Origin of the sequence: Acinetobacter sp. 1566109, assembly GCF_000582255.1 — a bacterium.
Classification (GTDB): Bacteria; Pseudomonadota; Gammaproteobacteria; order Pseudomonadales; family Moraxellaceae; genus Acinetobacter; species Acinetobacter nosocomialis.
In genome coordinates this window covers 17,030-37,220 of record NZ_JEYB01000018.1, presented here as the reverse complement: position 1 = coordinate 37,220, position 20,191 = coordinate 17,030, and the positions used below count along the sequence as shown (strand labels likewise).

Below are 20,191 nucleotides of genomic sequence, written 5' to 3'. Positions count from 1 at the left end.
TGAGTACCTTCTAAAAAGATAAGGGTATCGTTATGGGTGCATTACAAGGAATTCGGGTTTTAGATTTAAGTCGTGTGCTTGCAGGGCCTTGGTGCGGGCAGATCTTGGCAGACCTTGGCGCGGAAGTGATTAAAATTGAACGTCCTCGAGTAGGTGATGACACCCGTATGTGGGGGCCACCATGGATGCCCGATCAAAATGGAAACATGACCCGTGAATCTGGTTATTTTCAGTGTACCAACCGCAATAAATATTCGGTTGCGGTAGACATAACCACACCCGAAGGTCAGGCCTTAATTTATGAAATTGCCAAGACAGCCGATGTGGTAATTGAAAATTATAAGACAGGGTCTTTGGCTAAATATGGTTTGGACTATGCGTCATTAAGTGAGCTGAACCCGAACATTGTGTATTGCTCCATTACCGGTTTTGGGCAAGATGGCCCACGTGCAGAAGAACCCGGCTATGATTTTATTATTCAGGGTATGTCTGGCTTAATGAGCATTACCGGCGAGCCTGATGATGTGGCAGGCGGTGGTGCGCAAAAGGTTGGTGTAGCTGTGGTAGATATTCAAACTGGTTTATATTCAACCATCGCGATTCAGGCCGCATTGATTGCGCGCTCGCACACAGGGCGTGGTCAATATATTGATATGTCACTCCTTGATGTACAGGTCGCGGCACTGGCAAATCAGGGAATGAACTATTTAGCTTCAGGTAAGGCCCCACAGCGCATGGGTAATCAACACCCAAGTATTGTGCCGTATCAAACTTTTAAGGCTAAAGATAAAGAGTTTATTATTGCTTGCGGTAACGACAAACAGTTTAAAGATTTGTGTATTGCGATTGGTTATGCAGAGTTACTCGAAAATGAAAAGTTTGTGCGCAACCAAGACCGTGTCAAATATAGAAATGAACTGATTCCTTTATTGTCGGAACACTTTTTGCATAAAACTGCCAAAGAATGGGTCGACATGATTCATGCGCTTAAAGTTCCCGTAGGTGTTATCAACTCTATTGAAGATGCTTTGGCTGAACCACAAATCGTACATCGTAATTTGGTGGTGAATATTCCTCATAGTTTAAATGAAAACTTCCAAACGATTGGCTCACCAATCAAGCTGTCTGATACTCCAGTTGAATATCATCATGCACCGCCTGAGTTAGGTGAACATACTGCTCAAATCTTATCGAGATTTAAAACAGCAGAAGAGCTTGCTGCATTAAAGGAGAAAGGCATTATTGATGGAAAAATTGCTTAAGCTATTGTCGTTTTTAATGTGATTCAATTTAAATAAAAACTGTGATTTGCAATAAATCACAGTTTTTTATTAGAAACTAAGCGTTTTAATATTTAAAAATAAGCGGTAGCTCTGGTCTGAAATCATGAATCATTCCTTGAGGTTCATGATCAAAACTAATTTCCATTAAATGCTCCGATCCATTAGTCACTTCAAAATTATCAACTGTATTGAACAGTAACGAAGTCGGGTGCTGCTCTAGGTTTGGAATAGAAACTTTAATCGCGGTGATTTCTGATAAATCTTTGCTATGAACAAGTGGTTGTTGTTTTTCTTTTACGACAAGGTCTGGTCGTGAAGCAAATGAAAGGAAGAACCACATCGGTTCAGATACCACAGAATCTTTGGCAACATTTACTTCTAAGCTGGCTGGTAAATAGCTTGGCTTGTACACCCAATTAGGAAATTTTGCGCCGTTATCATCTTTATTTTTAGGGCGAAAACAAATACCAAAAGGGGACGCGATATTATCTTGAGCACTTAGTCGTTCAAAAAGCAGAGTCGGTTTTGTGAGATCACTTGAGGCTTCTTCTGGGTTATTTAAAAAGATTAACTCGATAAAGCTATTTTTAAAGAAAAAGCGTCTGTTTTCTGTACCTTGACCCGGGTGCTTATTGGATGAACCTTCTGTTAGACCGAATTTTTTTAAAGTTTCAGCTTCGGGAGCGCCTGATTGTACACAAATAAAAATATGGTCCACTTCCATTTTAAGTTCTCATACTAATGTTGATGAATATTAAATAATTGATTAATAGAATTTTTCATGTTGATCGCAAGTGTTTCATCGAAACCATCGACTAAAAAGCGGCTAATTAAGCCTTCAATCACTGTATAGATCAGCTCAGATAAAGCTTCACCATTCGGTATATTGCAGTTTTGTGCAATCAATACTTTAATCCATTGTTTATGAGCTTTAGAAATAGAAATAATGTCTTGATCATCTTGGTTAGATTCAGCGACTGCTCTTACAAATAAACAGCCTTTAAAAAAATCTTGTCTAAACCAATTGGTGTGCCAATCCAGAATTTTATTGATGGCTTCTAATCCTGTTGCATCTCCAACATAACCCAAAAGGCTTTGCTTAAACCGTTCATCACGTGCAACGAGCACAGACTTAACCAGTTGATTTTTATTTTTATAGTACGTGTACATCGTGGTTTTTGAGCAGCCAGATTCATCGCGAATCAGATCGACACCAACCCCGACAAAACTATTTTCGTTAAATAACTTCTCGGCTGTATCTAATATTTTTAAGGCAGATTTTGACATAAAACTTTTCCAAAAAATAAAATAGTACAGATCTGTACTATTTGAAATTTTATCTATATGCTTTTTAAAAAGCAATGTCTGTTTAAGGAATAAAACCATGTTCTCGATCTTTTATGGCAAAGAAAAACTGGCTCCATCGCCCAGTAAAATTGATGTTTTAAGAAGCCTTGTTGGGGGTACGGTCAGTATTTTTATACTTTTGTGGTTGAGTAAGCTCACACACAATATCTTTATCATGGCGCCGTTTGGTGCGACCTGTGTATTGCTCTATACCGTGTCGCAGTCACCTTTGGCACAGCCGAGAAATATTATATTTGGGCATCTTATTTCGGCTTTTGTGGGTTTGTTTTTTCTAAAATTTGTTGGTGTTTCTATTTTTACAATTGCTTTATCAGTGGGCTGCGCAATTGCGCTCATGCAAGTGTTTAAATGCGTTCATCCACCTGCTGGGGCAAATCCTTTAGTTATTTTACTCACCGCAAGCAGCATACATTACCAGTGGAGTTTTCTAATTTTCCCTGTTTTGGTCGGTGCAGTGTCTTTAGTTTTGGTAGCGATGCTGATTAATAACATTAAAGCGAGTACCAAGTGGCCGATGTATGGCTTGGGAATTTTAAATAGTAAAAAGTAGGCAAGGTATGAAGTATTTTGAGCTTAAAATAATGAAAGTATTCACTACGCTAAGATAGTGAATACTTTTGAATGAAATTATGATTTCTTGGAAATACGTTCTTCGATGGCAAATTTGAGTAAAGAGGCGCTGCGGTAAAAACCGTGTGCGAACTTTCCAAATGGCATAGTAATAAAGAAGGTCATGACTGTGGCTAAATGGAAAATCAGTAAAAGTGCCATGTAAGGTGTATTGCGAAATGCCATGAGAGCTAAGCCTGAAGCACTGACTAAAATTAAAAGGAAAATAAAGCCTCGATCTACAGGTTTTTGCTCACGGTCACCATGCAACGGATGACGTCTAAGATTTAAATAGAGCAAGCCAGATGGTCCAATCACTAAGCCAAACCCACCCAACGTACCCAAAATAACAGGCAAGCTAAAGATAGGGTACGGCGCATGTAGGTTAAGGAAATAGTGATATAAAGTCGCTACACCTGTGGCAGCAAAGCAGAGCATAAAGCCATAAAAGGTGAGGTGATGGAACACGCGGCGGATTTGTGTATAACGGTCATCTTGCTCATTACAGCCTTTACCATGTCCACCATCTAAATATTTAAGCGTTAACACATTTTGAGAGGCTTGAATAAGGTCGGGTTTCTCAACTTTGCCGTGAATAACTTTAGAGGTTTGACGCCAGAATTTGCTAATGCCAATGCCGAGCAGAACAACTGCAACTGTAAAGGTCGCTCCAAACAGTAGCGCTAAAAAGTTATGCGGGAAAATCGCATAGAAATTACCTTGGTAGCCTGCAAACAGATCGGTGCCTTTGTACCACACCACAGCTAACATGCATAAAAAGAAAATAACTGATAATGCCGAAACAAAAGGAATACCCACAGACTTATAAAGTCGGCCTAGCTGTTGAGGGGTCGCAAACTCTTGGTAAGTTTCCAAGCGTACTTGCGCCATCGCTTTTGGAATGTTTACACCAAACTCATGCGGCGGGGCATATTGGCAAGCGTGTAAACAAGCACCACAGTTATGGCACAGGTTTGCAAGGTAATGAATATCGGCTTGGTTAAACTCAAGGCGTTTGGTCATGGCCGCAAATACAGCACAAAATGACTCGCAGTAACGACAAGCATTACAAATTTGTAGTGCTCTTTGAACTTCCTGCTCATGGTCAGAGAGTTGAACAACTGGAATTAGGGCTTTAGTACTAGCATTCATGTTCAACTCCTTGTGTAAGTGCATAGTGGGCTGCATTTTTTCCGGCAATGCGTCCAAAGGTTGTGCCGATCGACATACCGACCCCAGCGGTATAACCCTGACCGAGTACGTTACCTGCCATCATTTCACCTGCGACAAACAAATTGCGGCTTGGCTTATTGTTAAAACGCACCGCAGCATCATCTTCGACTTTTAAACCTAAATAGGTAAAGGTAATGCCGGGTTTAAGGGCATAGGCATAGAAAGGTGGCTGATTGAGAGGAACCGCCCAATGGGTTTTGTTGGGAACAATATTTTCGGTGGTGCAGTCATCTAAAACGGTATGGTTAAAGGTGCCTTGCACACAGGCTTGATTAAATTCTTCTACGGTGTGGCATAAGGTTTTTGCATCTAGCCCGATTTTTTCGGCCAATTCTTGAATGGTATTTGCTTTTACGCCCGCAAACACAGGTGGCATAAAGCGACCAATGGCTTTTGAGTCGATAATAGAATAGGCAATTTGCTGTGGCTGTTTGGCAACAAGGCGGCCCCAAATCGCATAACGTTTTGGCCAGAAGTCTTCGCCTTCATCGTAAAAACGTTCGGCTTTGTTATTGACCACAATACCCAGTGAAACGCAGTCAATACGGGTACAGATGCCGCCATCATATAACGGTGCGCGTGCATCTACGGCCACACAGTGCGATTGCGATGGGTCACCAATAATATCGGCGCCTTGATCTATCATAAATTTGAGTAAGTTGCCTTGATTAAAACGAGTACCACGAATAATGAAATTATCGGCAGGCCATTCGCCGTTTTCATTTTGTCCCCATGCTTCTCTTAACCATTCTAAATTTGACTCAAAACCACCTGCGGCCAATACACAGCTTTTTGCTTTAAATACGCGGCCATCTTCGGCAATTGCAGCTTCAAAATGTCCTTGGTTTAACTTTAGATCTTTAATTTTTGTGTTGTATAAAATCTCGATGCCAAGCTCTTGGGCACTTCGGTAATACGCATTAATGAGGGCTTTACCGCCACCCATAAAAAAGGCATTGGTACGTGCAACGTGTAAAGCACCTGAGAGCGGTGGCTGAAAATTCACGCCATGTTTACGCATCCAGTCACGGCAAGTCGCGGTGCTACGAATAACCAGACGAGCTAAGTGCTCATTGGTTTTGCCCGCAGTCACTTTAAGTAAGTCTTGCCAATATTCTTCTTCCGGATAGGCATCGACCAATACGTCTTGAGGAGCATCATGCATGCAGCGAAGATTACGAGTGTGTTGTGAGTTACCACCACGCCATTCTTTAGGCGCTGCTTCTATGACAAGCACAGAAGCGCCGCTTTCTTTTGCCGTGAGCGCGGCACACAGTGCGGCATTCCCACCACCAATCACAATTACATCATGCATGGATTTCTCCCTTTCTCAGCTAAGGCTAATTTAGCTTTAAAAGGGAAGGTGAAGTGAGAGGCTAAGCTTGAATGGGTGTTTAGTAAAAATAAACACTAATGGCTTAAGTGTTTATAAGTTCAGCACCAGGCCAGCACTTTTCATTAATGAGGTTGGTGACACAAGCACGAATCACCACTTTGGTGGCTAAGGTAGCAGGAGAGAGTTCTTCTTCAGAGAGACTAATTAAATAGTTAATACGCTCAATGGCAGGTTCTACAACACGCAGTAAACAGAGGTCTTGCCGCGAGTTTAACGATGCACCTGCAGGCTGGATGGTTGCCATTTCGAGTTGGCTAATGCTTTCCATTAACAAATGCAGCCCATCAATTTCATAGGCCACTTTAAGCTGATGAATTTTCTGTTCGAGTAACAAGCGCAGTCCATGTCGTTGGCTCGGCAAAATCAGGGGAAGTTCTTTAAGCTGTGAGTGGTTAATAGTTTGAGTGTCGATACAGCTTTCAAGATGGTATTGATTCAGCACTTCTTTAGGCGAGATTAAAAACATCTGTTCTTTAACTAAAGGCTGTATGGCCCACTGTGGATCGACATCGTCACTAAAGATGATTGCAACATCGAGCTGCCTTGCATTAACTAAAGCTTTTAAGTCACCCGATAAGCCTTCGATTAAACGGACTTTAATATCGGGATAACGGTTTCTCATGAGTTTTAAAAAATGCGTGCCTATAACAGACGCCACACTCGGTGAAAAACCCACGGTGACATGACCACTTAAACGGGAAGAATGCGCAGAGTCTACCGCATGGTCTAAGTGTCTAAGTGCCAGTTGAACCTGTTGAAAAAAAGCTAAACCCGCAGGGGTAGGAACCGTACCCAAAGCAGTACGTTGTAAAAGGCGAATAGAAAGCTCGCTTTCTAATTTTGAAATTTGCTGACTTAATGCAGACGTTCCAATATCGAGATTTTTTGCAGCTTTACCCAAGCTTCCAGACTCGATCACTGCAATAAAGTACTTTAATTGTTTAAGTTCCACGGCAAATTCTACTTTGACCTTTGTTAATTATTCTACACTGGTTTATTACGCTATATTTTGTTCTATTGCTTTGAGTAAACCGTTCAATAAAGGCAACATCTGCTCAAGACGTTGCCTTTTAGAGCTTTTATTGTTTAACCTGCTCAAGACCCTGTTCTTCAATAATTTGTGTCGCTTGAGGCGATTTCACAAATTGAATAAGTTCTTTTGCGACTTTTGCATGTTCCGAGTTTTTATCAATACCAGCAGCAAATACGGTAACTTTTTGGTAAGGCGCAGGGATTGGACCAACTAACTCAACTTGACCATATTTGCCGGTAAAAGGTTTGATTTCACTAATTTGCTGGAAACCAATATCAAACTGGCCTTCGGCAATACGTTTTGCAACGCGGTCGCCTACCACTTTTTCTGCTTTACCAGCAATCACTTTGTACTCGACAGGTGGGAAGCTTGGGAAAACATCTTTTTCAAGATGTGTACCGCTCGCACTTGCTGAATAGCCGATGTGCTTGGCATTTAATAAAACTTTTTCAAATTTTGCCGCAGAGCTAATGTCTGGCTTTGGTGCACCTTTAGGCACAGCCATACCAATGCTTGAATTGACTAAAGCGCTTTGTGAATTTGGGTCGACATAACCTTTTTCTGCAAGTTTGCTTAGTTCAGGAGCAGCCAATACCACCACATCAAAGCGTTCACCACGATCGAGACGGTTTGGAATTGCAGTTGGCGATGCACCCATAGATGAACCAGACGAAAGGTGAACCGTATGACCAGTTTGCTTTTCAAATATTGGAATGAGTTTTTCCATAGATGAATAGAAACCGCCTGAGCTAATCACTTCTAACGTATCTGCGTTAGCAAGCGTTGAACCTAAGCCAGCACCAGCTAGGCAAATGGTCATGAAGATAGGGGACTTTTTCATAGTATCTCACTTTTAATGACAGGAGAGCACAGTACGGAGACTTAAGATCTGCCGTACTGTTCATTAAAATTTCAGGTTAAGTAGTTAGTTGTTTTAAGCGCTAACCTTTGCAGGTTCAGCAATCGCGTCAGATTTGTTCTGCTTAGAACCGCGACATAGATATAAACTTGAGATGAGACTACATACCGCAGCAAGCATGAGCCAGAACGCTGGTGTGCTTGCATTGCCAGTGTTTTCTACTAGGAAAGTACACGCCATTGGAGTCATACCACCAAAAATCGCGGCTGCAAGACTAAACGCTAAAGAGAAGCCAACGGTACGAACACGTTTTGGCATTACTTCGGCAAGCGTTGCGACCATAGTCCCGTTGTACATACCAAAGAAGAACGAGAAGTAAGCAAGAGTAATAAGTAGGTTTGAGAAGCTAATGTCGCTCACCAACCAGCTTAAAACCGGATAGCTGGTAAAGATCGCAAGAGTCGTAATACCTACTAATACTGGACGGCGACCAATTTTGTCTGAAAGTAAGCCACCCATTGGTAACCAGAAGAAATTCGATAAACCTACAAACACGGTTGCTAAAAGGCTATCTGTGACCGACATTTCTAAAGTACGTTTTGCATACACTGTGGTGTAAACCGTAATGAAATAGAACGTGGTTGTGGTCATCGCACTCATCATCATACCTGCAAGTACAATGCGCCAGTTGCTTGCCAATGTGCTGAAAATTTCTTTGGTTGAAGGATGAGTTTTTTGTGCTTTAAATGCTTCAGTTTCCTCTAAAGTACGGCGGAATAAGAAGATTAAAGGAATGATCAAACAACCAATTAAGAACGGAATACGCCAGCCCCATTCACTCACTTGTGCATGAGTTAAAACGGTGTTGAGCCAATAACCAAATAACGCTGCAAACACGACCGCAATTTGTTGGCTACCAGACTGCCAGCTAGTAATAAAACCACGGTTTTTATCGGTTGCAATTTCTGCAAGGTAAATCGACACGCCGCCAGATTCAACACCTGCCGAGAAGCCCTGTAACAGACGGCCAATGACCACCAAAATAGGGGCCATAATACCGATGGTGTCATAACCCGGTACAAAGGTAATTAAAATCGTACCGATAGCCATCAAGCTTAAAGTCACAATCAACCCTTTACGACGACCAATTCTGTCGACATAGGCACCCAAGAAAATAGCGCCAAGAGGACGCATAAGAAAGCCCGCAGCAAACACGGTAAATGTCATCATTAAAGAGACATATTCATTATCTGAGTGGAAAAATTTTGCTGCGATATAGGTGGCATAGAAACCAAAAAGAAAAAAATCGTACTGTTCTAAAAAGTTGCCACTCGTTACGTTTAATATTTTTTTAAAAGTAGCCCTACGGTTATTAACGACATCCATTGGAGACCTCCTTGGCCTGACAAAATGGAAACATTCACGATCTTCAAAGTTTGGACGTAAATTGATTCAATCAATAAACCTAAATAGGAAATGGGTTAGAGATGAGATTTAAAGGTGTCCTTGGTAGAAAATGTGATGCCTTGTTTCCAGTTAAAACTACACATCTATATTTCGATAAACAGAAAACCACTTATCATTCGTATAAAAATGTAATCTTAAAAAGCAGGGAGGAGTGAGAGGCGAAAATTAATTAGGTATTTAGAAAAATTAATGACCCTTTAAACAATAATTTCAGAACATGGCCAAATTTGGTTTTGAATTAACTCTTTTACACATGCCTTAATGGCTGACTTGGCAGCAAGTGCAGCGGGTGATAATTCTTCTTCGGCAAGGCTTACCAAGTAGTTAATTCGTTCCACTTCTGGGTCAATCACCTTAAGCAATTGCAGCTTGTGTTTATACTCTTGCAGGCAGGCACTTCCGGGCCTCACACTTGCAAGGTCAAGATGAATCAGGCTGTCCATAAGCAAATGCAAGCCATCAATTTCATAGACGACATTAAGCTGTCCAATCTTGTGCTCAAGCAGTTTTCGTAAGCTATGGCGTTGACGTGGCAACACTAAAGGAATATCACCAATTTGCTGCGACTGAATAATGCCGCTTTTAATACATTCGCTAAGTCCGTATTTTTCGAGCACTTCTTTGCGTGCCATTAAATACATTTGCTCGCGTACTAAAGGCTGTATAGACCACTGTTTATCAATTTCATTGGTAAAAATAATGGCGATATCAAGTTGACGTGAATTAATCGACTGAATCAGGTTCCCCGACAGGGTTTCCACAATCTCTAAACGAATATCTGGATAACGTTCAGACATTAGTTTCATTAAAGGGATACCAATCAAAGCGGTAATGGTCGGTGGAAAACCAAGGCTCACATGACCAGATAGCCGTGCTGAATGGGCAGCGTCTATGGCAAAGTTCACTTGACGCAAAATCAGTTGCGAGTGTTTTAAAAAGGCAAGACCTGCTGGGGTTGGGGTCACACCAAAAGCATTACGCTGTAATAAGCGAATGCTTAACTCTTGCTCGAGCTTACTAATTTGCTGACTAATCGCCGAAGCACCGACATCGAGTTTTTGGGCAGCTTTACCAATACTGCCCGATTCAACGACTGTCAAAAAATACTTTATTTGCTTGATTTCCATAATAAATGTATTCGCTCATCATCCTTGATTTATAGAGATATGAAGGATTGGGAAATCTATCATGCGTTTTAATATTAACAGTAATATATAAAAAAGTTTCTTAAAAATTAAACGGCTCTACTGAAACTTGGTAAAAAGCAGAACCACTCCTAGTACACATAAAACTGAACCAATCACCTTATTAATTTGCACTTGCTTGGCTAACATTTTTTGTCTCAGCAGCATGGATGAAAACAGCACAGCTACTAGTGAAAACCATACAAAATGGGCAAATGACATAAAAAAGCCATACGCCAAAAGAACGCTTTCAGGGGTAGTTAAACTCACAATTTGCGTATAGGTGCTAATCACAAATAGTGTGGTTTTGGGGTTGAGGGCGTTGGTAAAAAAGCCGTATTTTATGGCTTGCAAAGTGTCTATAGCGCTTAAAGCATCAGTGTCTAAAACTGGTTTTTGTGTAAAAGTTTTATAGCCAATATAGATTAGGTAAAGCGCGCCAATATACTTAACAATATTCAAAATTTGCGGTGTATAAGTCATCACAAAGGCAACTGCAACTAATGTATAGGTCACATGCACCAACACACCAAGTGATATTCCCAGTGAAGTGAACACACCTATTTTTCGACCGTACAAGTAACTATTTTTGGTCACAATCGCGAAGTCAGCGCCGGGGCTTACCACTGCCAAAATCGTAATGAGAATAACCGCAATAAACTCTGCCATTATTTTGCCCCCACACTGCAAAAGAACAGTTTTATCTGTACTTTTTGGAATGTATTCGAGAGGAGAACTGTTTTACTGAAAGCTGCTATTCTTTTGGTGAGAAAGGTTGGGGTTTTACATTTATGAAGATAGATATAGATATTTAAAATATTTTTCATCATCTAAAATAGGGTTTAATCAAGATGATTTTTATTTTGAACAGAAACCTAAAAATAAAAATCGATAAAAACGACTACATATCTATGAGTTTTTGGAATGATCGAAAGAATATCGCTGAATTCATTAAAATTTTTCTACTTTGTGGCGAAGTATGGCAGCGTCACTTTAGCTGCAAAGAAATTATTTGTGACGCAAAGTGCGGTCAGTAAACAAATTTATAATTTAGAAGAAGCTTTAAATACGACTTTGTTCGACCGAAAAAATAAAACACTTGTGATGACTGAGCAGGGTGAAACTTTATTGAGTTGTTGCCATCAAGTTTTTGGTCAACTCGATGAATGTTTAATACAACTCAGCCAGCCTAAAGCTGAAAACAAACAACTGGTTTTGTCTTGTGAACCGACTCTTTCCATGAAATGGCTCATTCCGCGTTTATCTAAGTTTAAAAAGCTTGGTCATGATTTTGAGGTTGTGCTACTCACAGCAGGCGGCGTGGTCGATTTTGAAAAAGATAATATTGATATCGCAATTCGCCGAAATGACTTTGATTGGGGAGAGCATATTTATAGCGAAAAGATTGCCGATGAATATATCGCTCTAGTTCAACCAACCAAGCCATCGGAAACCAACGACGTACTGATCTCGACTTCTAGACCAAGTTTTTTCAAAAACATGAGTCGTATTGTTGAGTTAAAGCAGAGCTTAAAAGGCTATGCCAAAGTTGAGCTTGAACATTTTTATCTATGTTTAGAGGGTTGTTTGGCTGGACTCGGTGCAACAGTCATCTCAATTTATATGATTGAGAAAGAGCTAGAGTGGAACTTACTGAAAAAAAATTCACCTGTTGTACAAGATAATTCAGCCTATTTTTTACTTTCTCATGGTGCTTTTGAGGAAGATCCACGCAAAACCATATTTTTAGAATGGCTAAAAGCAGAGATGAATGAGAGTCAACATAAATTGCTTTAGGTTGAGCAGTTTTATTTAAAGAAAAATTGTTTAATTGATTGAAAATAATCATAAATTAAAAATTACAGGTACTAAAACGTGAGCACCGTATATTGAATTTATGCTATCTAAAATTCCCTAAGATGAAAAATATTTAACTTCATACTTATTTATTAAACTCTAAAGATGAATTTCACTCAGTTTTGAATGAGACTAAATCATTTTTATTCATGTTGTGATTGCGGTATAAATCTATTCATGCTCTGAAGCGCTCCAGTAATTCACTTTTTGATAAGACTATAAGGCACAAAACTGACAAGGCTGGAAAGTTCAAAAAAGAGCTCGAAATTTTTTTAGGTTTTATCTCAGAAATTAGGGTACTGATCAAAATGAGTAAAGAATTTACATTTACGATTAAGAGTATTTGTTTCGATGAGAACTATCGTCCAGCAGACAATACGCGGATTACCACCAACTTTGCTAACTTGGCGAGAGGGATGAGCCGCGAAGAAAATTTGCGCAATACATTACGGATGATCGACAATCGTTTCAATGCCTTAGCTCATTGGGACAACCCTAAGGGCGACCGCTATGGGGTTGAACTTGAAATCATTTCGGTTGAAATGAACATTGATGCCGAAAACCGTACTAGCGGACTGCCTCTTATCGAAATATTGAAAACCAATATTGTTGATAAAAAGACTAATGAACGCATCGAAGGCATTGTAGGCAATAACTTCTCGTCTTATGTACGTGACTATGACTTTAGTGTGCTGTTGTTAGATCACAACAAAAACAAGTCGACATTTAGCACGCCAGAAAAGTTTGGTGAACTGCACGGCAACTTGTTTAAGAGCTTTATTAACTCTGAAACTTACAGAGCCAACTTTAAAAAAGCGCCTGTGATTTGCCTCAGCGTTTCGACGACTAAAGAGTACCACCGTACTGAAAATGAACATCCTGTTTTAGGTGTTGAATACAAGCAAGAAGACTATTCATTAACCGATGAATATTTCCAAAAAATGGGCTTAAAAGTTCGCTACTTCATGCCGCCAAATAGCGTTGCACCGTTAGCGTTCTATTTTACTGGTGATTTGTTGAGTGATTACACCAACCTTGAGTTGATTAGTACCATTAGTACGATGGAAACCTTCCAAAAGATTTACCGTCCTGAAATTTACAATGCAAATTCAGTGGCTGGAAAGTCTTATCAACCAAGCTTGAAGCACCAAGATTATTCACTTACTCGAATTGTGTATGACCGTGAAGAACGTAGCCGTTTGGCTATAGAGCAGGGGAAGTTTGTTGAAGAGCAATTTATCAAACCATACCAAGCGATTCTTGAGCAGTGGTCTGCGAATTACGCTCCTAATTAATCAACATACGGGTCATTTATCATGAAAAAATTATTACCAACTTCAACTGCTGGCAGCTTACCAAAACCGTCTTGGCTTGCAGAACCTGAAAAACTTTGGTCGCCGTGGAAACTCGAAAACGAAGGCTTAATCGAAGGTAAAAAAGATGCGTTACGTTTAGCGTTACACGAACAACAACGTGCGGGCATTGATATTGTCAGCGATGGTGAACAAACCCGCCAACACTTTGTGACGACATTTATTGAACACTTAAATGGCGTAGATTTTGAGAAGCGAGAAACAGTCCGTATTCGTGATCGTTACGATGCAAGCGTACCGTCTGTTGTAGGTGCAGTGTCTCGTCAAAAGCCTGTGTTTGTTGAAGATGCGAAGTTTTTACGTCAGCAAACTGATCAACCGATTAAATGGGCGTTACCTGGCCCAATGACTATGATTGATACACTTTATGATGGTCACTACAAGAGCCGTGAAAAGCTTGCTTGGGAATTTGCCAAAATCTTAAACCAAGAAGCGCGTGAGCTAGAAGCTGCTGGTGTAGACATTATCCAGTTTGACGAACCTGCATTTAACGTCTTCTTTGACGAAGTAAATGACTGGGGCATTGCGACTTTAGAGCGTGCAATTGAAGGTCTAAAATGTGAAACTGCGGTGCACATTTGCTATGGTTACGGTATTAAAGCCAATACTGACTGGAAAAAGACACTCGGTTCAGAATGGCGCCAGTACGAAGAAGCTTTCCCGAAACTGCAAAAATCTAACATCGATATCATCTCGTTAGAATGTCACAACTCTCGTGTGCCAATCGACTTACTCGAACTTATTCGTGGTAAAAAAGTCATGGTCGGTGCAATTGATGTTGCATCTAACCAGATTGAAACACCAGAAGAAGTGGCGAACACACTTCGTAAAGCTCTTCAGTTTGTAGATGCTGACAAGCTTTACCCTTGCACAAACTGCGGTATGGCGCCTCTTTCACGTGAAGTGGCACGTGGCAAGTTAAATGCTTTAACGGCAGGGGCAGAAATCGTTCGCAGAGAACTTACGGGTTTTGAACTTACTGCTTAATATTTACCAATAAGTGGTATAAAGGGTTACTTTTTTGATGGTAGTTGATAATCAAACAAGTAACCCTCATTTTACTTACTACATGTCGCTCTAATCAGATCGCATGTCGATAGTACCTTCCTGATGGAGTTGGGCGGTATAGCAAACACACAGGACAAGGTACGGTTCAATTTAGGAATAATGTCATGGTTCAAGCAACAGACTTTAGAAATGCAATGTCTTTACTCACAAGTGCGGTTAGCGTTGTGACCACGGCAGGCATGTCTGGCCGTTTTGGATTTACTGCCTCTGCTGTTTGTAGTGTGACTGACACACCGCCGACATTATTGGTCTGTATGAACCAAGCTGCGAGCTCACATGCACATTTCCTAGATAACAAAATCTTAACTGTGAACGTATTAGGCGCGCACCACGAACATATTTCAAAAGCATTTTCATCTAAGCTCACACCAGAAGAACGCTTTAAACATGGCGAATGGATTGAGTTAGAAACGGGTTCACCTGTGTTAGATGATGCTTTGGTCAGTTTCGATTGCGAGATTGAACAAATTCAACAAGTCGGCACACATACGATTTTTATATGTCCGATTGTGGCGATTAAACAAAGCCAACATGACCAAAGCTTGGTTTATTTTAATCGCGCTTATCACCAAGTGGGGCAGACTGAGATTGTCTAATCCGACTTATCGTATTGCTATTTCATATAAAAAGACTCATTAAGAAATTAATAAGCATGGATCGCTTCTGTTTAATTTTAAAAATACAATTAAATATAATATCTTAAGTAATAATTAAGTTAATCTAATGAAAAACAATAAGAAATTTAATCACTTGTCATTAAAGCTACATTGACACATCCAGACTCTCAGATTATGCTTTGCGTGCTGGCCACATTGCCAGCTGGCTTTGACAGGCCAGAACCTAAGTACATTGAAAAAACTTGTTTTTTTAATGTAGACTCGTTCGTCCCCCTTTTTTGTTGCGGTAGGACGGAAGGGGGACACCTTCGGGTGTGCTGATTCTTAGGTTCAGTCTGTCAACCCCTTTTCGTTCTACCACCATTATTTGACAGTAATGCGGTAGGACTTCTTTTACCTAAGGAGTTCGCTCATGCGCAACATGTCTATTTTGTTGGCAACCACTGCCAAACCTTTTATTCCTATATCGTTTAGCTCATCTTTAGAACTTTTTCATTAAATATAAGTTTTAAAGCATTAGCTCGTTACGACTAAAAAATCATATCAACAATAAAACTTGAGATGTGCCAAGCACTGTCTTACGGCTTTGCTGTGCTTTTTTTCTCCCAGAAAGGGCACAGGCTTTTTATCTCATTTAGAAACAACAAGAATTTATAACGGTAAAACTATGCCAACTTTAGAAATATCTTCCAGAAAATTACAGGTTATTCAAACCGCAATCCAACTCTTTACCACGTATGGGTTCCATAATGCAGGGGTAGACCTCATTGTTGAAAAGGCCCAAATAACCAAAACCACCTTTTATAAATATTTTGGCTCAAAAGAACGCCTGATCGAAATGTGCATCGCCTTTCAAAAAAGCCTGCTGAGAGAAGAAGTGCTCTCCATTATTTACTCAAGTCGTTACTACACCCAAAAAGATAAACTCAAAAAAATTATTGTCTTACATACCAATTTAAACAGTCTGTACCATTTGCTGCTTAAGGCAGTTTTTGAAATAAAACGGTTGTACCCGCAAGCCTACCGTATGGCAGTTGAATACCGAAAATGGTTACATCGGGAACTTTTTGACCTGATTTATAGCTGTGAGACTCGTGCTTTCAAATTTGATGCAGACATGGTTTTAAACCTGATCGATGGTTTACTGCTACAGGTTTTAAGCTCAAATAGTTTGGATGAACGGGATGAGGTGTTGGAGTGGTTTTGGGGGAGGGGTATAAATAATAAAATAGTATACGGTGACTATACTTAAGGTTATTCAATAAAATTTTATTTTCATGCTAATATTTAGCCGCTAAGGGTACATGAAATATATTTATATATTAATTTGAGAATCTTTATTTTGGTTGGGATATATTAATAATGAAATTATTTATAAAAATTATTTTATCCTTATTGGCTGTTTTTCTTATTCTATTAGTTGTAACCTCATCTTTTAATTTGAAATTAAAAGTTTTTAAATTATTTCATCCTGATTGGGTGGAAGTAAAAGATTATAAAATTTTAGATTATAACGTCTATTGTAAAAGAAAATATTGGCATAGAGGAATGGATAGAAGTGCACGCGGAGATATAAGGTATCAATATGTATATCAAAATAAAGTTTATAAAAATGAAGAAAAAGATTTTTTGGTCGTATATAGATTGCTGATTTCCGAGAATTGTGAAGAGATGAAAGGCCAAAATTTATCTATATTTAATGAGATAAAGAAAAATAATGAAATAAAAGTTTTTATTTCACCAGATACAAAAAAATCAAAAATATTAATAACAAAAAAAGGCTTATCATTTAAAAACTCTTGGATGATAAACCTTGTTTTAGAAATTCAGTTAATATTTTTGGTCTTAATTGGATTAATTATATATTTGATTGTGACTTCTAAAAAATAATAGAGGACTAATTTGTATGTTAATAGTATATAATTATCTGTCATTTGCTAAGAATTAATCTATTATAGTTTTGAGTTATGAATAAATTTTTCTATAGTAGTCTCTATCTTGTATTGTTTTTACTTGTTTTAATTTTTTTATGCACAAGCATTCCTACTGCTAAGTTAAAAATCTTTAATTTAACTCATCCAAATTGGATACAGTTAGAAAAATTTCAGATCTTAAATTATGAGATTAAGTGCTCAAGTCCTTGGGGACGAGGCGGGGATAAAATGGCAAATCTAGCAGTTTCATATCAATATAATTATGGAAATAAAAGCTATTTTCAACAAGACCAAGTTTTTTATAGAATATATAAAACATATATTTTTGAACGTTGTGATTCTTTTAAAGAAAAAAATAAACAGCTTTTTAATAAGGCTGTAAAAGATCAGACAATAAAATTATTTATAAATAAGAATTCCCCTAATAAAGCTAAGTTATTTCTTTCAAATAAAGAATTTAACTATAGATTATCTTGGTTAAGTATTTTCTTTTCAGAAATACAAGGAATTCTATTGACTTTACTTGCGATTGTTTCTCTTTATAGTATTTATATGTTATTTAACCGTAGATAACCTTTCTAATGCTTGATCAGCCTCAGGGATATGGTTTTTTGAAGCTTCCATATACCAAAATTTAGCCTTTTCCAAATCAGGGAAAATATTTTCATACATATAAGCTAAATTATATTGTGCTTGAGGAAAGCCTTGCTGAGCTGCTTTAGTAAAATACTCTAAAGCTTTCTTATTATCTTGGGTAACCCCTTCACCGTCTGCATACATATTACCTAAATTATAGGATGCTTGAGGAAGATTTTGCTGTGCTGCTTTTGAGAAAAGTTCTAAAGCTTTCGTATTATTTTGTGGGACACCATCTCCATTTGCATAAGCATTACCTAAATTATATTGAGCCTTAGCGTAACCTTGTTCAGTTGATAACTCATAAAGTTCTAGAGCTTTTTTTCTATCTTTTTGAATATAAAATCCTTTATCATACATGAGCCCAAGGTTATATTGGGCTGCTGCTAATTTTTGGTTAGCTGCCTTATCAAAATATTTAAAAGCTTTTTGATAATCTTGAGGTGTGCCTAGACCTTCGAAATACATTCCTCCTAGATCATTTTGCGCTTCAGCTAATCCTTGATCAGAGGCTTTTTGAAATAGCTCTAAAGCTTTTTGATAATTTTGCTTAACATCTTTACCTAAAAAATATTTCTGTCCTTCTTCATATAATCTCAGAGCTTCTGAAGGTTTTTCTTGTACAAGATTTTGTGACGAAGGTTGCTTGGCACATCCAAATAGTAAAAAACTATTAGATAAAATTAAACACCCGGCAATAATCAATAATTTCAATTTCATCTTTAGTCCAAATTAATTGTTAATCAGCTCCTATTATGTGCCATTCTAACATAGGATCTTTTTCAAGCTGTTTTTGTCTTTCCGCTTCGGCATTTGCCTTTTCTTGTGCTTCCAATATATCTGCTGCGTCTGCTAAACCATTAACAACACTCACTACAGCTTGCGAATCTCCAAGCCTTTGTCCTACTTTTGATTCTCCAGCTCCTTTTCCAATTGCATCTCCAGCTTTATTTCCTAAATAAAACAGTGCTCCAAAACATGATGCACCAACAAGTGCAGCTTTTTGTGGTGTACCTTTTGCTAGTTTAGGACATATTTTCCCTGCTAATGCTAATCCGCCTGCTTCTCCATAAGTTGAACCTGTCATTGTTGCCGCTTTTACAACTAAACCTTTGGAATCACGTTCTCTGGTCAATATTCCAATTTCTACAATATCTCCTGCTTTTCCTAATTTACCTCCTATTTTGTCAAACTTTTTTGCTACTTCGCCTACATTAGATACACTTGTGTTAGGGTTTCCTCGAAATACTTTATTTCCTACATTATCGGGTTTATAAAAATACATACGCGCATTGGTAGATTTTTTAATACGTTCTAAGCTGAACGGAGGAGTATTTTTTGAATGTAGAAGTCCCCAAGCAAAGTTATTTTTCTCGATCAGTTTAGTTGAGTTAGTTAACACACCAATATATGTTGAAGTATCTTGGGCCGTACTAGCTGCTTCTTTTTGACTTGGCGAGAATAAATAAACAGGTCTACCATTTTGATTTACTTTTTGGTTTCCATCACTCATGATTCAATTTTCCTATATAAATTATTCTGAATAATTACTTCTTAAATAATCGCCTTTTTCTTCTGTTTCAGGCAATAATTCTATTTCTTTTAATATTTTAGGACTAATTAAAATAATTTCTCGAACAAAATTATTTTCAATACGCATCATGGGTTTATATGTTTGATCTATAAAATTTTTAATAGATAAAATAGGAAAGTCATCATTAGGGCTACTAAATTTCGCTTCTCCATTTTGGTCAGTTCGACAAGATGTTATTAATTTATTGTTGTCATTAGTGATTTGGAACTCTAAATTACTTATTGGATTCCCTAAGAAATCTAAGAATTTTATATATGTTTCATCATTCTTAGTTCCACCTAGTTTGTCGATATAATAATGCCAGTCATCGCCTCCGATCAGAACTTTAACCTTTTCTTTTTCATTAGATTTGATGCGTCCAGTCCTACCATACTGGTCAAGGAAGCCAGTTTTTATTTGTCCATTTGAATGTAAAACAGAATATTCGATATTAGCTATATCAGGAAATAAATTATAAACATCTAATTTATTACTAAAAGGAGATTGAATGTTAGGCATCTCGGGTAAAGAATAATTAGCTTTTTCACCGCCTTTAAAAAGGTGTTGTCCAGCTTTCGGCTCAAATTTTCCTGGCGTGATCAGGGTAATACCATCTTTATTAATAATGATTTGAGAACCACCAGCCATTAATAACCTCAATTTTTATAAAAATATTCAGAATTTTGCATTGATATAGCCTA

General features: G+C 38.4%; 21 protein-coding genes. 9 read left to right on the top strand and 12 right to left on the bottom strand.

Features of this window, described 5'->3' with window-relative positions; genetic code table 11:
• Positions 1 to 32 precede the first annotated feature (32 nt).
• Positions 33 to 1,262 carry a CaiB/BaiF CoA transferase family protein gene (locus tag J582_RS13835; RefSeq protein ID WP_032048089.1) on the top strand — a complete coding sequence of 410 codons (1,230 nt, stop codon included), beginning with the start codon at positions 33 to 35 and terminating at the stop codon, positions 1,260 to 1,262.
• An 85-nt stretch (positions 1,263 to 1,347) separates the two neighbouring features.
• Here the strand turns inward: J582_RS13835 and J582_RS13830 are convergent, their stop codons facing one another.
• Together J582_RS13830 and J582_RS13825 are read right to left on the bottom strand one after the other, a co-directional pair.
• Positions 1,348 to 2,007 (bottom strand): VOC family protein, encoded by a 660-nt coding sequence (locus J582_RS13830; RefSeq protein WP_032048088.1) that lies wholly within the window; start codon positions 2,005 to 2,007, stop codon positions 1,348 to 1,350.
• 14 nt (positions 2,008 to 2,021) lie between these two features.
• Positions 2,022 to 2,570 (bottom strand): TetR/AcrR family transcriptional regulator, encoded by a 549-nt coding sequence (locus J582_RS13825; protein ID WP_032048087.1) that lies wholly within the window; start codon positions 2,568 to 2,570, stop codon positions 2,022 to 2,024.
• Between the two features lie 97 nt (positions 2,571 to 2,667).
• On the opposite strand from J582_RS13825, the gene J582_RS13820 reads away from it, so the two are divergent.
• On the top strand, positions 2,668 to 3,201 hold the full coding sequence (locus J582_RS13820; RefSeq protein ID WP_032048086.1) for an HPP family protein: 534 nt from the start codon (positions 2,668 to 2,670) through the stop codon (positions 3,199 to 3,201).
• A gap of 77 nt (positions 3,202 to 3,278) precedes the next feature.
• On the opposite strand, the gene tcuB is transcribed toward J582_RS13820, so the two are convergent.
• The 7 genes from tcuB to J582_RS13785 all read right to left on the bottom strand — a co-directional run bounded on the left by tcuB (position 3,279) and on the right by J582_RS13785 (position 11,101).
• On the bottom strand, positions 3,279 to 4,412 hold the full coding sequence (tcuB, locus tag J582_RS13815; protein ID WP_032048085.1) for a tricarballylate utilization 4Fe-4S protein TcuB: 1,134 nt from the start codon (positions 4,410 to 4,412) through the stop codon (positions 3,279 to 3,281).
• A complete protein-coding gene (gene tcuA, locus J582_RS13810; protein ID WP_032048084.1) occupies positions 4,402 to 5,808 on the bottom strand; it encodes an FAD-dependent tricarballylate dehydrogenase TcuA in 1,407 nt (468 codons plus the stop codon). Before tcuA ends, tcuB begins: the two co-directional genes overlap by 11 nt.
• A gap of 103 nt (positions 5,809 to 5,911) precedes the next feature.
• Positions 5,912 to 6,841: a LysR family transcriptional regulator gene (locus tag J582_RS13805; RefSeq protein ID WP_032048083.1), complete on the bottom strand. Its 930-nt coding sequence runs from the start codon at positions 6,839 to 6,841 to the stop codon at positions 5,912 to 5,914.
• A gap of 127 nt (positions 6,842 to 6,968) precedes the next feature.
• Entirely contained in the window at positions 6,969 to 7,763 is a 795-nt protein-coding gene (locus J582_RS13800) for a substrate-binding domain-containing protein (RefSeq protein WP_032048082.1), read from the bottom strand.
• A 93-nt stretch (positions 7,764 to 7,856) separates the two neighbouring features.
• Complete coding sequence (locus tag J582_RS13795) at positions 7,857 to 9,167, bottom strand: MFS transporter (protein ID WP_000383643.1); 1,311 nt, start codon at positions 9,165 to 9,167, stop codon at positions 7,857 to 7,859.
• A gap of 278 nt (positions 9,168 to 9,445) precedes the next feature.
• Entirely contained in the window at positions 9,446 to 10,375 is a 930-nt protein-coding gene (locus tag J582_RS13790) for a LysR family transcriptional regulator (protein WP_032048081.1), read from the bottom strand.
• A gap of 117 nt (positions 10,376 to 10,492) precedes the next feature.
• The gene (locus J582_RS13785) at positions 10,493 to 11,101 is read right to left on the bottom strand and encodes a LysE family translocator (RefSeq protein WP_031982489.1); all 609 of its coding nucleotides are present in this window, start codon (positions 11,099 to 11,101) and stop codon (positions 10,493 to 10,495) included.
• Positions 11,102 to 11,356: 255 nt separating this feature from the next.
• Here J582_RS13785 and J582_RS13780 point away from each other — a divergent pair, with 255 nt between their 5' ends.
• The 7 genes from J582_RS13780 (at position 11,357) to J582_RS27270 (ending at position 17,854) form a co-directional block, all read left to right on the top strand.
• Positions 11,357 to 12,229: a LysR family transcriptional regulator gene (locus J582_RS13780; protein WP_032048080.1), complete on the top strand. Its 873-nt coding sequence runs from the start codon at positions 11,357 to 11,359 to the stop codon at positions 12,227 to 12,229.
• Between the two features lie 368 nt (positions 12,230 to 12,597).
• The gene (locus tag J582_RS13775) at positions 12,598 to 13,584 is read left to right on the top strand and encodes a DUF1852 domain-containing protein (protein ID WP_020992410.1); all 987 of its coding nucleotides are present in this window, start codon (positions 12,598 to 12,600) and stop codon (positions 13,582 to 13,584) included.
• Between the two features lie 21 nt (positions 13,585 to 13,605).
• Complete coding sequence (locus tag J582_RS13770) at positions 13,606 to 14,649, top strand: methionine synthase (protein WP_032048079.1); 1,044 nt, start codon at positions 13,606 to 13,608, stop codon at positions 14,647 to 14,649.
• 185 nt (positions 14,650 to 14,834) lie between these two features.
• Positions 14,835 to 15,326, top strand: a complete 492-nt coding sequence (locus tag J582_RS13765; protein WP_032048077.1) for a flavin reductase — start codon at positions 14,835 to 14,837, stop codon at positions 15,324 to 15,326.
• Positions 15,327 to 16,014: 688 nt separating this feature from the next.
• Positions 16,015 to 16,599: a TetR/AcrR family transcriptional regulator gene (locus J582_RS13760; protein WP_032048076.1), complete on the top strand. Its 585-nt coding sequence runs from the start codon at positions 16,015 to 16,017 to the stop codon at positions 16,597 to 16,599.
• A 110-nt stretch (positions 16,600 to 16,709) separates the two neighbouring features.
• On the top strand, positions 16,710 to 17,237 hold the full coding sequence (locus tag J582_RS13755; protein WP_032048075.1) for a hypothetical protein: 528 nt from the start codon (positions 16,710 to 16,712) through the stop codon (positions 17,235 to 17,237).
• A gap of 272 nt (positions 17,238 to 17,509) precedes the next feature.
• Positions 17,510 to 17,854, top strand: coding sequence for a hypothetical protein (locus J582_RS27270; protein ID WP_227556611.1), 345 nt, complete (start codon positions 17,510 to 17,512; stop codon positions 17,852 to 17,854).
• On the opposite strand, the gene J582_RS13750 is transcribed toward J582_RS27270, so the two are convergent.
• From J582_RS13750 to J582_RS13740, 3 genes are read right to left on the bottom strand one after another with little or no spacing between them, the layout of a single operon-like run.
• The gene (locus J582_RS13750) at positions 17,837 to 18,637 is read right to left on the bottom strand and encodes a tetratricopeptide repeat protein (protein ID WP_032048072.1); all 801 of its coding nucleotides are present in this window, start codon (positions 18,635 to 18,637) and stop codon (positions 17,837 to 17,839) included. The genes J582_RS27270 and J582_RS13750 overlap by 18 nt on opposite strands.
• A 19-nt stretch (positions 18,638 to 18,656) precedes the next feature.
• Complete coding sequence (locus J582_RS13745; protein ID WP_032048070.1) at positions 18,657 to 19,430, bottom strand: hypothetical protein; 774 nt, start codon at positions 19,428 to 19,430, stop codon at positions 18,657 to 18,659.
• Positions 19,431 to 19,451: 21 nt separating this feature from the next.
• Positions 19,452 to 20,138: a type IV secretion protein Rhs gene (locus tag J582_RS13740; RefSeq protein WP_032048069.1), complete on the bottom strand. Its 687-nt coding sequence runs from the start codon at positions 20,136 to 20,138 to the stop codon at positions 19,452 to 19,454.
• Positions 20,139 to 20,191 lie beyond the last annotated feature (53 nt).

Bases quoted from the DNA above. Each gene is read 5' to 3' on its own strand.
- J582_RS13835 (WP_032048089.1), top strand. From the start codon at position 33: ATGGGTGCATTACAAGGAATTCGGGTTTTAGATTTAAGTCGTGTGCTT.
- J582_RS13830 (WP_032048088.1), bottom strand. From the start codon at position 2,007: ATGGAAGTGGACCATATTTTTATTTGTGTACAATCAGGCGCTCCCGAA.
- J582_RS13825 (WP_032048087.1), bottom strand. From the start codon at position 2,570: ATGTCAAAATCTGCCTTAAAAATATTAGATACAGCCGAGAAGTTATTT.
- J582_RS13820 (WP_032048086.1), top strand. From the start codon at position 2,668: ATGTTCTCGATCTTTTATGGCAAAGAAAAACTGGCTCCATCGCCCAGT.
- tcuB (WP_032048085.1), bottom strand. From the start codon at position 4,412: ATGAATGCTAGTACTAAAGCCCTAATTCCAGTTGTTCAACTCTCTGAC.
- tcuA (WP_032048084.1), bottom strand. From the start codon at position 5,808: ATGCATGATGTAATTGTGATTGGTGGTGGGAATGCCGCACTGTGTGCC.
- J582_RS13800 (WP_032048082.1), bottom strand. From the start codon at position 7,763: ATGAAAAAGTCCCCTATCTTCATGACCATTTGCCTAGCTGGTGCTGGC.
- J582_RS13795 (WP_000383643.1), bottom strand. From the start codon at position 9,167: ATGGATGTCGTTAATAACCGTAGGGCTACTTTTAAAAAAATATTAAAC.
- J582_RS13790 (WP_032048081.1), bottom strand. From the start codon at position 10,375: ATGGAAATCAAGCAAATAAAGTATTTTTTGACAGTCGTTGAATCGGGC.
- J582_RS13785 (WP_031982489.1), bottom strand. From the start codon at position 11,101: ATGGCAGAGTTTATTGCGGTTATTCTCATTACGATTTTGGCAGTGGTA.
- J582_RS13780 (WP_032048080.1), top strand. From the start codon at position 11,357: ATGATCGAAAGAATATCGCTGAATTCATTAAAATTTTTCTACTTTGTG.
- J582_RS13775 (WP_020992410.1), top strand. From the start codon at position 12,598: ATGAGTAAAGAATTTACATTTACGATTAAGAGTATTTGTTTCGATGAG.
- J582_RS13770 (WP_032048079.1), top strand. From the start codon at position 13,606: ATGAAAAAATTATTACCAACTTCAACTGCTGGCAGCTTACCAAAACCG.
- J582_RS13765 (WP_032048077.1), top strand. From the start codon at position 14,835: ATGGTTCAAGCAACAGACTTTAGAAATGCAATGTCTTTACTCACAAGT.
- J582_RS13760 (WP_032048076.1), top strand. From the start codon at position 16,015: ATGCCAACTTTAGAAATATCTTCCAGAAAATTACAGGTTATTCAAACC.
- J582_RS13755 (WP_032048075.1), top strand. From the start codon at position 16,710: ATGAAATTATTTATAAAAATTATTTTATCCTTATTGGCTGTTTTTCTT.
- J582_RS27270 (WP_227556611.1), top strand. From the start codon at position 17,510: ATGGCAAATCTAGCAGTTTCATATCAATATAATTATGGAAATAAAAGC.
- J582_RS13750 (WP_032048072.1), bottom strand. From the start codon at position 18,637: ATGAAATTGAAATTATTGATTATTGCCGGGTGTTTAATTTTATCTAAT.
- J582_RS13745 (WP_032048070.1), bottom strand. From the start codon at position 19,430: ATGAGTGATGGAAACCAAAAAGTAAATCAAAATGGTAGACCTGTTTAT.
- J582_RS13740 (WP_032048069.1), bottom strand. From the start codon at position 20,138: ATGGCTGGTGGTTCTCAAATCATTATTAATAAAGATGGTATTACCCTG.